Source organism: Paenibacillus silvestris (assembly GCF_009882985.1).
Lineage (GTDB): Bacteria > Bacillota > Bacilli > Paenibacillales > NBRC-103111 > Paenibacillus_E > Paenibacillus_E silvestris.
Genome location: NZ_WTUZ01000004.1, coordinates 146139 through 161157 on the forward strand (window position 1 = coordinate 146139; position 15019 = coordinate 161157).

Consider the following 15019-nt stretch of genomic DNA (forward strand, 5'->3'; position numbering starts at 1 on the left):
GCCCTTTCTTCCCAAAGGCGTTGTCCTCTGCCATAGATAGGAGGAATACGGCATGGAAATTTCGGCACTAGACAATCAGAAGGCCATTGTTGCGTCACGGAGCACAAGCACTAAGCGGGAACGGAAGGCACTGTTCTATGGCCTGCTGTTCACATCGCCGGCGATAGTGGGCTTCCTTATTTTTACGCTGGGACCCATGATTGCGAGTTTATATCTTAGTTTAACGGACTACAACGTCTTCAAGGATACGACAAACTTTATTGGACTGGCCAATTACATCAAGCTGTTTTCGGGTGAAGATGAACTGTTCTACCAGTCGCTTGGCACAACTTTTTATTTCGTTGTACTGCGTGTGCCGACGGTTATTATCTTTTCGTTTTTCTTGGCTATTCTGCTAAATATGAATGTGAAAGGCCGCTCCGCATTCCGGACGATCATCTACTTGCCGAGCATTGTGCCGGCGGTCGCTTCTTCGATGATTTGGTTGTGGCTGCTGAATCCGGATCTGGGCTTAGTTAATACCGTGTTGGAAAAATTGCATCTGCCTACCAGCGCTTGGTTGTTCAGCGAAAGCAGTGTAATTCCCTCCATTGTGCTTACGACTTTATGGGGGATAGGCGGAACCGTCATCATATTTTTGGCAGGATTATCTGGCATTCCTTCAAGCTATTACGAAGCTATTGATGTAGACGGTGGAGGCTGGTATCAGAAGCTGAGGCATATTACGATTCCGATGATGACGCCAACGATTTTCTTTAATACGATCATGACAATTATTGGTTCTTTCCAAGTATTCAGTGAGGCCTATATTTTGACGCAAGGGGGACCGAATAACAAAAGCTTGTTCTTCGTGTTCTACCTGTGGCGCACGGCATTCCGCGATTCGGAGATGGGTTACGCCTCAGCACTAGCGTGGGTGCTCTTCGTCATCATTATGATCTTTTCGTTTCTGATCTTCAAAACCTCGAAATCCTGGGTTCATTATGAGGGGGATCGCGCATGAGAGAGTCCAGACTTAAGCTTCTAGGAGGGTTTACGGCCCTTGTCATCGTTTCCGTCATGTTTATCGTGCCGTTCATTTGGCTGCTGCGCAGCTCGGTTATGGATTTATCCCAAATCTTCATTATGCCGCCGCAGTGGATTCCCAAGCCGTTTCATTTCGAAAATTTCAAAAATGCCCTTACGGTCGTTCCATTTGGCGCTTTTTTCAAAAATACGCTGATTATTGTTGCCGCAGTTTTACTGGGCACCGTTGTTTCCAGCACGGTTGCAGCCTTTGGCTTCTCACGCATCCGTTGGAAGGGGCGCGAGGTGGTGTTCGCCATCTTGATGTCCGCCATGATGCTGCCGGGAGCAGTTACCCTTATTCCAAGCTTTATCGGCTGGAAGACGCTCGGCTTTTACGACACCTTCTATCCGCTCATTGCTCCTGCTTATTTCGGTGGAGGTATCTTTAATATTTTCCTGCTTCGTCAATTTTATATGACGATTCCACAGGATTTCGATGAGGCGGCGTTTGTGGACGGGGCAAATTATACTCAAATCTATTGGCGAATCATTCTGCCACTCAGCCGTTCTGCTGTTATTGTCGTTGCTCTGTTTACATTTCTGGGTTCATGGAATGACTTTATGGGACCGCTTATTTATTTGAAAAGCGATAGCCGGTTCACACTTGCACTTGGCTTGCAGATGTTTCAAGGCAGCTATACAGCGCAGTGGGACTTGCTTATGGCAGCATCAACGGTCGTCGTATTGCCATGCATCCTTGTTTTTTTGGTAGGGCAGCGCTATTTCCTCGAAGGAATTACGCTTACGGGGTTGAAAGGATAAGGTATGATTGTTTGCCGCTGCCGAGCAGTGGCTTACGATAATCGATAATCAGGAGGCTCGCAAAATGAATGAAATAAAGCGATCGGGGAATCCGATCTTTCCGGGTTGGTATGCGGATCCAGAAGCCAGAATTTTCGAAGGAAAGTATTGGATCTACCCGACCTATTCAGCACCCTATGATGAGCAAACATACTTCGATGCCTTCTATTCGGAAGACTTGGTGGCGTGGACGAAGGTAGAGCGCATACTGAAAATGAACAATATATCATGGGCAAAGAGAGCCTTATGGGCTCCATCTCCAATCGAAAAGAATGGAAAATATTATTACTATTTCGCTGCGAATGATATCCAGAGCAATGATGAGCTCGGTGGCATTGGCGTGGCTGTCTCCGACAGACCTGAAGGCCCATTCGTGGATGCAATAGGCAAGCCTCTGATCGATCAATTCTATCACGGCGCCCAACCCATCGATCCGCATGTTTATATCGACGATGACGGCAGCGTGTATTTATACTACGGCGGATGGGGTCATTGTAATGTCGTGAGATTAAATGAGGATATGATCAGCATTAGAGCCTTCGATGATGGAGAGACGTTCAAGGAAATTACACCTGAACTTTTCGTTGAGGGACCGTGCATGATTAAGAGAAACGGACTCTATTATTTCATGTGGGCAGAGGGTGGCTGGGGCGGCCCGGATTATTCCGTTGCTTATGCGATAGCGGAATCGCCCGTAGGTCCGTTCAATCGAGTAGGGAAAATACTGCAGCAGAACAAGGATGTCGCAACTAGCGCAGGACATCACGGGATTATTCAGGTGCCGGACACTGACGAATGGTACATCGTGTATCACCGGAGACCGTTATCGGAAACGGATGCGAACCATCGGGTTGTGTGTATCGATCGCATGTACATCGAGGAAGATGGCCGTATTCGACCGGTGCAGTTAACTTTTGAGGGAGTAGCTGCGCGTCCGTTAAAAGAGGGATAAGAGCCGTAAAAAGCTATTCATAGACAAGTTTTTGTCGTTGATGAACGACAAGAGCTTGTCTATTTTGCAGGCTAGAATTTGGTAAATAGCGTAATTGCAGCTGGAAAAGTAGGCAGCGGAGTTTGTGCCCCCTCTATCCAAGGCTTGGATTACGTAGTACTGTAGTAGAAATTGATCGGACAGATTGTGGAGAGGAGGAGGGTGCAGGGTGAAAATTCTCATTGTGGACGATGAACCACGGCATTTGAGAGGCATGGCTGCGATGGTTCAGGCGATGCGTCCGCATGCGCATGTATCGGTGGCGAAGGACGGGGAAGTCGCGCTCGCAAGCATTCGCTCAGAGCTGCCGGACGTCATTCTCAGCGATATTCAGATGCCGAACATGGATGGGCTTTCCTTGTTGAAGTGGTTGGAAGTGGAGGCAATACAGACGAAGGTTGTCATCGTTTCGGCCTTCAATCTGTTCGATTATGCCCAGACCGCGATGCGTTATGGCGCCAGCGATTATTTGCTGAAGCCGGTTGACGCGGACAAGGTGGAAGATCTGCTTCAGCGGATCGAGCAGAAGCTGGCAGCGGAAATTGTGGAACAGGGTGAGACCGCCGACCTCAAGCAAAGATTGCAGCTGACCTCCTCTGCATATAGAAGCCAATTGCTTCATCAGTGGCTGAGTGGCGAGTTGTCCCCGGGCGAAGGCGAACGGTTGGACGATTGGGCGGTGCTGCAGGAAGTCGATCTGATGATTCTGTCCGAAATCGGCACTGGCAGCAACACTGGGGACTACCCGGTCATGTCTCTGGAGTTGTTGGCGGACCAGTTGAACCAGCTGGGAGCGGGCTTCGGTCAAGTTTGTGCTTTCCCACTTCAAACCGTACCGAATCAGGGAGCCCGGGTTGTCACCGCGATCAAGTTGAACGAACCGGCACGACTGCCCATGTTGATACCGAAGATTCGTGCTTTATTGCAAGCGATATCTCAGCACGGTGAAGCGGATGGCCGTTTGTTCCACGGAATTGGGTGCAGACCACTGGAAGCAGATAAGTCAACGGATATTCCGCAGCTATATCAGCATGCGCAAACAGCGCTCTCACATACATTCCACGCGGACTGGCAAGGGGTTACGAGCAGCGTGGAGCTTGTCCTGTCAGTGACGACGTCATTTCGGCTGGACGGGGAGCAGCTGTTCGAAGCACTGCAAGATCCGACGATGGATGCTGCCGAAGTCATGTGCCGCACAGCCTTCCGTGAGCTCGCAAGCGATGGGAACACCGATCCGAAGCTCATGAAGGATTACGCGTCGTTGACGCTGATGAAGATAAAGAGCCGGACCAAGGAAATCGTCGATCGGGATGTCGGGATTGCCATTACGGAAGCTGTCGTTTCGGACATCCCGATGTGCCGTGGCAGCGAGGAGCTCATGGCGCTGCTGCTCCAGAGCTTGGAGAAGGTGCAGCGTTCGATGATGATAAGGAAGCAAGATCGCAATGAGCTGATCATGGAAGATTGCACCGGTTGGATTGAGCAGAATTTCCATGAGGATCTAACGCTCGAAATGGCGGCTGAGCGGTTTCATTTTAACCCCTCCTATTTCAGCACGTTAATTAAGAGCAGGACGGGGAGATCCTTCTCTGACCACCTTACGGAAGCTCGCATGCGTCGTGCCAAGGAGCTCCTTAGCACGGGGCAGCTCAAGATTTACGAGATCGCGGAGCAATGTGGTTACCGGGACACGAAATATTTTACACGGATGTTCAAGAAACAGGTGGGATTGTCTCCCGAAGCATATAAGCGAATCCCCTCTCCATCGGCTGGAAGTGAGGAGAACGCATGACATTCAAAGCGAGACTGCTGCTGAGTTACTTAATTCTCATCGCGCTGCCGCTCCTCGTCCTGAGTACGATCTTCTACCGAACGAGCCTGAACGTTGTCACAGAGCAAGCCCAAAAGAACGTTTATGCTGTCGTACAGAAGAATAACGACGTGATCAATACGAAGCTTGGAATTGCAGATCAGAATAGCCGATCCTTGTTTGTGGACAAGGATTTGTTCGAAATCTTTAACAATCTCAACCCGGAAGCCGAAGAGGAACTTGTCGCTGCCGACCGCAAAGTCACGGCGATTCTGAGCAAATATTTCTCCCAGAACGAAGATGTGTACGCTGCGCAGCTATGGACGAGCTACTACAGCTTTGGCCTATTAGCGATGCCCCAAGGAGACCCCGCAAAGTCGCAGATCTATAAGGCGGCCGAGCAGGCTGCAGGGAAAATGGTTTGGTACCCGACCTACGATTTTATCAAGATGTTCGACCAGCCCTGGCTTAAGAACGGAACGTTCGACTACCGCTACTTATTCACAGCCACTCGGCTGCTGAACTTCTCTCACCTGCAGGACAGTTCCTTGGTGAAGCTTAAACCTAACGTGGAGCGTCCGGTGCTGACGATCAGCTACAAATCTACGGTACTCGATGATCTCTTCGAGAAGAGCATTCCCGCAGGATCGACATACATGGTGCTGGACCCAGACGATGTTGTGGTGGCATCAAGTGACAAGTCGCAAGTCACCGGAACGTATAAGCAAGACTGGGTCGGCGCCTTCCGTGCGCAAGGCAGCGGGACGACGAGACTTAAGCTGAACGGGGCCAATCAGATCGTCGTCTTTGACCGTTCGGCGGTGACGGGCTGGTTGTCGATCGTCATTACGCCGGAGTCCGCGCTCGTCGGAAGTCTGGTTCCCGTCATCCGCACATCGACACTTGTCAGCGCGCTGGCGCTCGGGGGTGTTGCGCTGTTGTTCGCGTATTTCATCCTTGGGCATGTCACAGTGCCGATTAAGAAGCTGATTAGTGCGATGCGTTCTGTGGGGGAAGGCGATTTCCAGAAGCAGGTTGAGGTGGACAGGAACGATGAATTCGGTCTTCTTTCACAGCGCTTCAATCGCATGAACGATCGTATTCAGCTGCTAGTCAAGGAAAATTACGAGATTAAGCTGAAGGAGAAAGAAGCAGAGATCCACGCGCTGAACATGCAGATGAATCCACATTTTCTGTACAACACGCTTAATATCATGAACTGGACTGCGATCGAGAACAACCAGAAGGAACTCAGCAAAATGCTCGTTTGCTTGTCCAGCATGCTTCACTACACATCCCGCAAGGATTGGGGAGCTGTCTCTTTGTCGGAAGAGCTGGAATGGATGCGGAATTACTTTTACATCATGTCAGCGCGATTTGAAGGTAAATTCAGCGTCACCTATGAAATAGAGCCTTCGCTCTACGAAGGGAAGCTGCCGAGGCTGTTATTCCAACCGTTCGTGGAGAACGCGATTTTACATGGCTTCAGCGGTCTGGAGGAAGGCGGCATCATTGCAATCCGCGGTTGGACGGAGGATGAGAGCCGGTTTTTCCAAATTGGTGATAACGGAAGAGGGATCAGCAAGGACGGCATCGATGCTATTCTCTATAAGGAATCAGCATCCGTTGGCATTAAGAATACGATTTCACGTATTCAACTAGCCTATGGTGAGGCTTATGGTATCCGAATTCAATCCGCGCTAGGCGGAGGAACGTCTGTTACCGTGCAACTACCGCTTAAGTGACACAGACGTGGTTAGAGGCTGTCCCAAAGTCATTGAATGACCGAGAGACAGCCTCTTTTCTAGAACGTAGGGGACATCATCTTCAAAATAAAGGGAAATATTCCAGTTATTTAGTGCAAGAATGTGGCTTTTGCATGGATAGATGGAGTTTCTCCTGCTAATGGGGGCGATTGTGCTAGAAAGAGGGGGTGACCGAGCAAATTAACGGGAGTTTTTCCAGTTAACTAGCTTGCTAAGCTAGGACACGCTTGAAATAACGGTAGAATTTCCCTTTAAAGCCCTTCTTTCTGCCCATCTTGGGTAGCAGCTTCATTACCAATACCAGCAACTGGTGTAGCAACGTCCTCATCTTCGTTTACACACAATGATCAAAAGAACGAGTTCTGTGCGTTACGGCACATACACATCCATATTGTGCGATTATTATTGGTAAAGTTTGGAGAGAAATAAAGCGCCGCCCAGGGAGTTGGGAGGCGCTTTAATATTATCGTTTATGCTGTTAACTTTTCACCTTCGGACAGCCGGTACAGTACTCTTTGACACTGGAGACCTCATAGTAAAAGCAGCAGGTTTTGCGGACTCGCAAAGGTGTAGTAGACAAAGATGTGAGTGTCGATTTGCGATAAAAGCGGCTTAATGGGTTCTGTTTTTCCCCGAACAAAGCGCCGGGAGCCTGATGAACCACATACTGAAAATCTGCACGGGACTGCTCCTGCTGTTCGCCCGTTATCCCAATTCGTTTCTCGTATAAGGAGAAGATACGCACTGCAACATTTTCCCATAATATGGATTTTGGTACGTTGGCCACTTTCGACATGACCGCTATCAATTTCCCTATATTCTCAGCAAATATTGCAGATATAACCCTATTGCGCCAAACGTGCCGCTCACCAGCTTCGGGGACTACCACATCCATATCGGCAAGACCGACATGCTCCAGCCAGGAGCGACCCGGTTCAAGAAAGCAATTTTCGGCAGCTAAATTCAGCCCCTTGTTGTACACGGTCATGGCATATAGCTGCGGAACAGCGCTTAAGGCGGCGTATCGTTTAAAGAACTGCGAGGCTGTGATCATTCTTGACGGGGACTGCAGAAGCACACTCAGCTGGTCCAGATAATCGGAGCACATCTCCTCGTTCAGCAGGTCCAGGGCATTCGCCGAATGAGCAGGGCGGGTTGCACCATATTCACGCAAGCCAAATTGGTGGCTCAAGTAATCCCATTCATCCAGCGCGAGCTGCGACTGCTTATTCATACACAATTCCCCCTAGTAATCTGTGTTCAAAAAGATTTATTTGAGCGCAGTAGCAATCTGATCGATAATTAAATTGATGGCAATGGGACCATAATAACCGATCCACTGCGCTGTGTTTTCCGAATATACGTGGTTGTCCTTAACGGACTTCAGATTTTTCCAAATCGCGGATTCCTGGAATTTAGTTGTTAGCTCCAAGTTCGTATCGTCCTGAAGCAGAAACATATGATCGGCAGTCAATTCTGGCAGAACTTCAAGCGAAATCATTACACTTGTATCCTTAGCGTTGTTAGCCATTTGCGGTGGAGTGAGGCCGAGATCATTGTACAAAATTTGTGATGTGCGATGTGATGTCGTTTGGAGACGAATCATTTTATCTCTAGGACGGATCAAGGCTACGGTTTGGCCCTTCATTTTGGTTGCCAATGCCGTTTTCAGATCACTCACCTTTTGTTTGTAACCATTAACCAACTTCTGCGCCTCTTGTGGCTTGTTCAGGATTTGCCCAAACTTCAGCAGGACAGTCTGCCAGTCCTCAGTACGCTGTAGGATAATCGTCGGTGCGATTTTTACTAAATCATCGTATATCTTATTGTGGGCATCCGTAGCGATGATAAGATCCGGATCTAAGGCAATGATTCCTTCCATATTTGGTTCCAAATAGGTTCCTAGTAAGGGGATATTGCTCATCTTATCACCCAAATAAGGAGGGAGTCCGTTGTCGGTTTCAGCTATTACGCTGCCTGTCGGTTTAACGCCCAATGCAATCATTTGATCCGCGAACTGAACGTCAAGCACGACAATTTTTTTTGGTACTTCCTTGAGTGTCATTTCACCTTTTAAATGCTTAATTGTAACTGGTGCTGCGAGCTCTGACTTCACTGCGGGACTGCTTTGTACAGGCTCATTATTCTTGGTTTGAGCTTGGTTCGTTGCTTCTCCCCCAGCATTCGTGCTGCCTTGAGTGGCGTTATTTGAGCATGCGCCTAGAATGATGACCAGACTGACTAACAGGCTAAATGTCCATATAAACTTGATTTTTGGATACATATGATATAATTCCTCCGCTTTTTATTGAGAATGAGACTCATCGTCGCTTACAATACTATAACGATTCGCTCGGTTATCTTCCATGGATATTTGCGCCAATACGCCATGGATTGTGGCGACACCAAAAACACTGTTGCTCGGATCCTCTGATCCGGAACAACAGTGCTTATATAAGATAGAGATTATTTGGCATCCAAGAAAACACTCGCCACTTGATCGACCACCTGATTCATCGCGATAGGGCCGTAATAAGCAATCCATATGCTCGATTTGGCTTGATAAACATGCTGCTGCTGCACGGCACGTAGACTTTTCCAAGTTGCCGTGGTCTGGATCTCATCGGACATCGCCTTAAATTGGTTGTTGGTCAATACGAAGTAATGGTCCGCATCTACCTCTGGCAACCCATCCAGAGAGATCAGGGAACTGGTCCTTTTGCGGTCGACTGCCAGCTTCGGCGGATAGAGCCCCAGATCGGTGTATAGAATCGCCGCCGTACGATGAGCTGATGTATGCAGTCTAATCGAATTGTCCAAAGGTCTAATCATCGTTACAGACTGCCCATGCAGCTTGGTTGCGAGTTGTGATTTCAACCCGTTAATTTTGTGTTTATAGTGCTGTAGAACTTGTTCCGCTTCCTGTTTCTTACCCATAATCCGCCCGAAGGTACGCAATGTTTCTCTCCAATCGCGATTTCGCTTGAGCATGATGGTCGGTGCTATTTGCGTGAGACTTGCATACAAGTTTTGCTGAACCTCGGTGCAGATGATCAGATCGGGTGCCAATGAACGCAGAGCTTCGAGATCGGGCTCACGCATCGTTCCCAAGGGCTTGACTGCACGAAGTTTTCCGAACAGATACTCTGGAAAGCTGCTTAGATCATCAGGGTCCAGCACGCTGCCAGCCGGCTGTTCACCTAAAGCTAGCATATGATCCATAAACTGCGGATCCAGTACAGCAATTCTCTCAGGCTGCCGTTGGAGCAGAATCTCGCCTCTAAGATGAATAATCGTCCGCAATAAGCGACGGATAGGTCTATCCAGCGGATCTACCGCTGCTTTCTTCTCCGGTTCATCCCCTCTGGCTTGTTGCATCGATTCCCGATACATGCTTGGAGAAACGCCCGTGTAACGCCTAAATAGTCGGCTGAAATAGTAGTTATCTACATAACCGACTGCTTCGGCGATATCCTTAAGACCTGAATTCGTACTACAAAGTAGTTCCTTAGCTTTGTCTATTCGGATCTGCATCAGATAGTCAATTGGCCCAAGACCCAGCCGTTTGTTGAACATCCGCTGCATGGTCCGAGAACTGCTGTTGAATAGCGTTGCAAGTGTGTCTGCTGTGATTGATTCGAAATAATGTTCATCCATATATTTGACAACCTGCAGCACCATATCTGGTGAAGCTGGCTCCAGTTGCTGGTGCTGCATTTGGCCCATCAGTTCGCAGATCAATTGATAAAATAACGATTTCACCTGCAGCTTCGCCATTGCTCCCGATTGTCCCCATTCCTGTTCCATACGAGATAGGAAGATGAGTAGAGGGGCAGCATGACTGACCACAAATCCATATTGGCTATCAAACGGTTCCGTACGAGCCAGCAACTCAAGCACATCTTGGCTGCACGGCATGGGCAGAGTGGCTTTATACGAAATGCTGTAATATTCCAAAGGGTCAGTGACTTCCATAATAGAAAGAACGGTATCTTTACCAGCATGACAAACATAGCCATTCTCAACTTGGTGCTCATCTCCGTCAAGAGTGAGTAGAGCTCGACCTTTTACCGTGTATACCAGAGCACTCGACAGAAGCTGGGATGTGTGAGAATGCTCGCCAATCGGCAGTTCGGTACGCTGCACATCGATTACTTTCAGAGATACAAGGCTCCAAAGTGTAAGGTGATTTTCCACAATCATAGCTTCAAGTCAGCTCCTTTCAGGTCCATCTTTTATCCTATTATCTTAACACTATCACGCAGGCCAGAGACCTTTTTTGTTAAAATAACTGCAGCGATGGCGGGGACGATCCCGAATGCTTATATTCCGTCGGAGACATGGAAGTATACTTTTTGAAAATGCGAAAGAAATACGAATGATCGTAATAACCCAAATAATTAGAGATCTCGGTTACCGAAAGGTCAGAATTTGTCAATAAATTGCAAGCTTCCTTCATACGCAGCAGGTGAATGTATTGAATAGGGGAGATGCCCATAACTTCGCGAAACATGGATATTGTATAGTTGGACGAGCGGTGTATAAGGGCGGCAAGTTCATCGATATGTATGGGCTGTCTGTAGTGAGCGACCAAATATTTTTGCAGTTCATTTGCAAGCTTCAGTTTAACAGGAGTTACCTCCACAAGTTCAAATTCACGTGCGGCCATTCCGACTAACTCTTGCAAAATTCCGTTGACAAAATAGCGAGTGAATTTGCCGTCACCGACGACTTCGAGATAAAGCTTTTCGAACCGGTGCTTGAAATACTCAAAATTACGGATTTTACACTTGCAGAATTGACTTTGTCTGAAGATAGGAAGTTCTTCCGAATCCTCTTCATCATGATTGAACAAGACCGTGAATTTTTGATGCTCACCATCATAATTTTCACCCGCTCGCAAGGAGTTAACCGGTATGAACAGCAATTCTCCTTTTTCCCCAACCACTGTACGATCGTTGATCGTGTATTTAACTTTACCGTCGATGATTAATACGAGTACATTATGATTTAACAACATCAGATTCGTACGCCAGTTCGGAATGCGATTATCAAAGTGTACGGAACGAAGGGACAGCATAGGTAGGAAAGTTCCTTTCAGGCAGTATAACTAAACATTAGCAGTATACATAGTAATATTCAATAATCCTTAGATTAATAAGCTTTATATGAAAAAAATAGAAGAGAATCGTACACATGATCCATATAATATGCATGGACTGTTCATTATTGCTTTTAGTACTATTCACATTAAGGAGAGCGTTTTCAATGTGCGATCTTGAATGTTACTAGAAGGAGAGTCAAGAGATGAGAATATTGTTGCTTGATTTGGACTCCACCAGACCCGATCATTTGGGGTGCTACGGCTATCAGCGAAATACATCGCCAAACATCGATAAAATCGCTGAGAAAGGAGTCAGATTTTCGAATTACTATACGTCGGATGCTCCTTGCTTTCCTTCGCGGACAGCGCTCATGACAGGACGTTTTGGCATCCATAACGGAGTTGTCGGACATGGCGGTACAGCCGCTGATGTTCGTCATGAAGGAGAGGAGCGGCAGTTCCGCAGCCGTTTAACGAGCGAATGTTTCCCCGCATTATTTCGTTCCGCCGGCATGAAAACAGCGCTCATCAGTCCTTTCGGCGAAAGACACTCGGCTTGGACATTCTATGCTGGCTTTAACGAGATTCATAACACCGGCAAGGGTGGCATCGAATCTGCGGAGGAGGTCACTCCGGTCGTTTTGAATTGGATGCAGCAAAATGCGAAGCAGGATGATTGGTTCCTATATGTGAACTATTGGGATCCTCATACCCCGTACCGCGCACCGGAGGCGTTCGGCAATCCATTTGCGAATGACCCGCTGCCTGAGTGGATAACCGATGAGGTGCTGGAGGAACACACAACACGTAAGGTGGGTCCACATAGTGCCCGTGAGATCAGCATGTTTGATAATAAAACGAATCCGAAGTTCCCGCGGCACCCTGGAGATTTCACGGACCGTGAAGGATTGCGCCGTGTCATTGACGGTTACGACTGCGGTATCCGCCATATGGACGATCATATCGGCATGTTATTCAGTGAGCTGGAGCGTCAGGGGGTAATGGAAGACCTCGTCGTAATCATTACGGCCGACCATGGCGAAAATATGGGTGAGCTCGGAATCTACGGCGAACACGGAACCGCGGATCAAGGCACCTGCCGAATTCCGATGATTATCCGTTGGCCGGGCATGAGGAAGAACCATTTGGATGAAGGCCTGCACTATCATCTGGATCTTTTACCGACAATAGCCGAGCTGTTGGGCAAGTCACCGGCTCCATCTTGGGACGGCACCAGCTATGCTGCGGCCCTGCAGACAGGTGACACCTGTGGCCGGGATTATCTGGTGGTATCGCAGTGTGCGCATGTATGTCAGCGCAGCGTCCGCTTCGGCGATTATTTATATGTGCGGACCTATCATGACGGCTATCATTTGTTCGATAAGGAGATGCTCTTCAATCTGAAGGAAGATCCGTATGAGCAGCACAATCTAGCACAGGCGGAGCGGAGTCTATGCAAAGATGCGGTGTATTACCTAAATGAATGGCATGATGACATGATGAATTCGATGGCGTTTGATACCGATCCTCTATGGACGGTTATGAAGGAAGGGGGACCTTATCACGCTAAGGGTCATCTGCCGAGCTACGTCAGCTGGTTGGAACAGACGGGGAGAGCGTATGCGATTCCTGAGCTTAAGCGGCGGCATCCGGGGGAGTTCCTAGGCTGAAGGATCACGAAGAGGCTGTCCTTAAGGTCATTGAATAACCGAGGGACAGCCCTTTGTGCGTTTGGCGGCGCTTCTTTAGATGAACTGGAATTACTACCGCTAATTCGCCCAATAATACAGCTCCAGAGGTAAATAGATGGAATTTCTCCTGTTAATGCGGGCGATTGAGCTTGGAAACAAGGATGATGGTGAGAATTAACGGGATTTATTCCAGTTATTTCATTTAACCGGCAAGCGGCGCTTGAATTAAAGGGATTTTTTCCAGTTATTAGATTTTATTGGCGGAGACTCTTTGAAAATAAAGGGGATTATTCCCACTATTTCGTCTTAGACTGAGACTCCTTCAATGCATCGTCCGCTTGTTTGGCTTGCAGCAATTGCTCTTGCCCTTTATCCTGAATCGTCTTAAGTGCCTCTTCAGCTGATTTCTTCCCATCAATAACAGCCTGGATTTCTTGTTCGGTAAGCATACTGAATGGCTGGTAGAAGCCGCCTGGAATTTTCTCGTAGCCTTTATAGATATTATCTGGATTTGGTTTCAGGAGATAAAATGGTTCTAGATTATGGCCGTCCCGCTCTTTCGCGTAAGCGGTTCGGGTCATCAGGCTGTTCGTAGACTTAGACATGACTCTAGCGAATTCATCACTATTTATATACTTAATAAATTCCCAGGCTGCCCTCGTATTAGGCGATTGGGCATTAATACTGAATACATTGGATACAGAAACAGTGGCAGAAAAGTCCGGGTTTTGGGGATCTACAGGAACCGTTACGATATCCCAATTGATAGGCTTTACATCTTTCATACGGTCTTTAACCTCTTGCAGATTTTGCATCATATAGTTGCCATCAATCGTCATCGCAACTTTGCCCATAGCGAACAAGTTTTGTTTGAGATAGTCCTCGTACATGTTTGGTGTGTTAGAGTCAGTGTTTTGTTTTTTTGGCACATACAACGCACCGGATTTTACGGAGTCGACAGTAAGCTGAAGTGCCTTCATCCAGGCGTCTGTCTGGACCGTAACCTTCATCTGATCGGGATTGATGAAATTTAGGCCCATAGTCGTGCCTATACTGCTCATAAACTGATAAGGGATTCCTTCACGCATGTAAGAGTTAGCGGAAAATCCATAAATACGTTGATCTCCTTGACCATCCGTTGGGAATCGTTTGGCGAGATTCATGACATCTTCCCAGCTCATTTTGTTTTTCGGAAGCTCTATGCCATACTGCTCGAATAGATCCTTGTTATAGTAAAGAGCCTGACTGTAGAAGTCCGGTGAAAGTCCATACAACTTGCCCTCACCTTTCAGCCTGATCGTATCCAGTGTAGCTGGGAGGATTTGCTCCACATCGAATTTATCCTGCTTAATGACATCATCCAGGGCATAAAGGCGTCCTTTTTGTACAAACTTTTCAAGCTGGTCGGTACCGTTCACAAGGATAACATCCGGCTGCTCTTCATCGATGAGAGTCTCAAGCGCTTCCTGAGGATCTTTATTGGGACCATAAATTCCCTGATTGGAGATGACTTCTACATCAATATTCGGATTCTTGGCCATGAAAAGATTGCCGTACTGCTGGTAAAAGGAAATCTTGTCATAATACATCACTTTAATCGTTGCCTTCTCATCTTTCCCCAGCTTCTTAAGCGATCCTTCTTCTCTTGATGTACCGCTAGTCTTCGCAGAAAAATTACATCCTGTTAGCGAGGCGGTTACTACAATTGCAGCGAGTGCGCACATCCAACGTTTCATTCGATTCCCTCCACTTTGTTTCTACCAAATATTGTTATAAATCTCTCACTAT

Annotated in this window: 11 protein-coding genes; 6 read left to right on the top strand and 5 right to left on the bottom strand. The window is 47.6% G+C overall.

Annotated elements, in window-relative coordinates:
• Positions 1 to 52 precede the first annotated feature (52 nt).
• The 5 genes from GQF01_RS01710 to GQF01_RS01730 all read left to right on the top strand — a co-directional run bounded on the left by GQF01_RS01710 (position 53) and on the right by GQF01_RS01730 (position 6415).
• On the top strand, positions 53 to 1003 hold the full coding sequence (locus GQF01_RS01710) for a carbohydrate ABC transporter permease (protein WP_161405135.1): 951 nt from the start codon (positions 53 to 55) through the stop codon (positions 1001 to 1003).
• Positions 1000 to 1830, top strand: a complete 831-nt coding sequence (locus GQF01_RS01715; protein WP_161405137.1) for a carbohydrate ABC transporter permease — start codon at positions 1000 to 1002, stop codon at positions 1828 to 1830. Before GQF01_RS01710 ends, GQF01_RS01715 begins: the two co-directional genes overlap by 4 nt.
• A 64-nt stretch (positions 1831 to 1894) precedes the next feature.
• A complete protein-coding gene (locus tag GQF01_RS01720) occupies positions 1895 to 2821 on the top strand; it encodes a glycoside hydrolase family 43 protein (RefSeq protein WP_161405139.1) in 927 nt (308 codons plus the stop codon).
• A gap of 208 nt (positions 2822 to 3029) precedes the next feature.
• Positions 3030 to 4652 (top strand): response regulator transcription factor, encoded by a 1623-nt coding sequence (locus tag GQF01_RS01725; RefSeq protein WP_161405141.1) that lies wholly within the window; start codon positions 3030 to 3032, stop codon positions 4650 to 4652.
• Positions 4649 to 6415, top strand: a complete 1767-nt coding sequence (locus GQF01_RS01730) for a sensor histidine kinase (protein WP_161405143.1) — start codon at positions 4649 to 4651, stop codon at positions 6413 to 6415. The genes GQF01_RS01725 and GQF01_RS01730 overlap by 4 nt, the downstream gene beginning before the upstream one ends.
• A gap of 499 nt (positions 6416 to 6914) precedes the next feature.
• Here the strand turns inward: GQF01_RS01730 and GQF01_RS01735 are convergent, their stop codons facing one another.
• The 4 genes from GQF01_RS01735 to GQF01_RS01750 form a co-directional block, all read right to left on the bottom strand.
• Positions 6915 to 7670: an IucA/IucC family C-terminal-domain containing protein gene (locus GQF01_RS01735; RefSeq protein ID WP_161405196.1), complete on the bottom strand. Its 756-nt coding sequence runs from the start codon at positions 7668 to 7670 to the stop codon at positions 6915 to 6917.
• A gap of 36 nt (positions 7671 to 7706) precedes the next feature.
• Positions 7707 to 8720, bottom strand: coding sequence for an ABC transporter substrate-binding protein (locus GQF01_RS01740; RefSeq protein WP_161405145.1), 1014 nt, complete (start codon positions 8718 to 8720; stop codon positions 7707 to 7709).
• 182 nt (positions 8721 to 8902) lie between these two features.
• Positions 8903 to 10639, bottom strand: a complete 1737-nt coding sequence (locus GQF01_RS01745; RefSeq protein WP_161405147.1) for an AraC family transcriptional regulator — start codon at positions 10637 to 10639, stop codon at positions 8903 to 8905.
• Between the two features lie 79 nt (positions 10640 to 10718).
• Positions 10719 to 11516 carry an AraC family transcriptional regulator gene (locus GQF01_RS01750; RefSeq protein ID WP_161405149.1) on the bottom strand — a complete coding sequence of 266 codons (798 nt, stop codon included), beginning with the start codon at positions 11514 to 11516 and terminating at the stop codon, positions 10719 to 10721.
• Positions 11517 to 11743: 227 nt separating this feature from the next.
• Here GQF01_RS01750 and GQF01_RS01755 point away from each other — a divergent pair, with 227 nt between their 5' ends.
• Positions 11744 to 13210, top strand: coding sequence for a sulfatase family protein (locus GQF01_RS01755; RefSeq protein ID WP_161405151.1), 1467 nt, complete (start codon positions 11744 to 11746; stop codon positions 13208 to 13210).
• 317 nt (positions 13211 to 13527) lie between these two features.
• Here GQF01_RS01755 and GQF01_RS01760 read toward each other — a convergent pair whose 3' ends face one another.
• Entirely contained in the window at positions 13528 to 14967 is a 1440-nt protein-coding gene (locus tag GQF01_RS01760; RefSeq protein WP_202555976.1) for an ABC transporter substrate-binding protein, read from the bottom strand.
• Positions 14968 to 15019 lie beyond the last annotated feature (52 nt).

What these genes read in the sequence shown, in the direction of transcription:
- GQF01_RS01710 (WP_161405135.1), top strand. Translation starts at nt 53, where the DNA reads ATGGAAATTTCGGCACTAGACAATCAGAAGGCCATTGTTGCGTCACGG.
- GQF01_RS01715 (WP_161405137.1), top strand. Translation starts at nt 1,000, where the DNA reads ATGAGAGAGTCCAGACTTAAGCTTCTAGGAGGGTTTACGGCCCTTGTC.
- GQF01_RS01720 (WP_161405139.1), top strand. Translation starts at nt 1,895, where the DNA reads ATGAATGAAATAAAGCGATCGGGGAATCCGATCTTTCCGGGTTGGTAT.
- GQF01_RS01730 (WP_161405143.1), top strand. Translation starts at nt 4,649, where the DNA reads ATGACATTCAAAGCGAGACTGCTGCTGAGTTACTTAATTCTCATCGCG.
- GQF01_RS01735 (WP_161405196.1), bottom strand. Translation starts at nt 7,670, where the DNA reads ATGAATAAGCAGTCGCAGCTCGCGCTGGATGAATGGGATTACTTGAGC.
- GQF01_RS01740 (WP_161405145.1), bottom strand. Translation starts at nt 8,720, where the DNA reads ATGTATCCAAAAATCAAGTTTATATGGACATTTAGCCTGTTAGTCAGT.
- GQF01_RS01745 (WP_161405147.1), bottom strand. Translation starts at nt 10,639, where the DNA reads ATGATTGTGGAAAATCACCTTACACTTTGGAGCCTTGTATCTCTGAAA.
- GQF01_RS01750 (WP_161405149.1), bottom strand. Translation starts at nt 11,516, where the DNA reads ATGCTGTCCCTTCGTTCCGTACACTTTGATAATCGCATTCCGAACTGG.
- GQF01_RS01755 (WP_161405151.1), top strand. Translation starts at nt 11,744, where the DNA reads ATGAGAATATTGTTGCTTGATTTGGACTCCACCAGACCCGATCATTTG.
- GQF01_RS01760 (WP_202555976.1), bottom strand. Translation starts at nt 14,967, where the DNA reads ATGAAACGTTGGATGTGCGCACTCGCTGCAATTGTAGTAACCGCCTCG.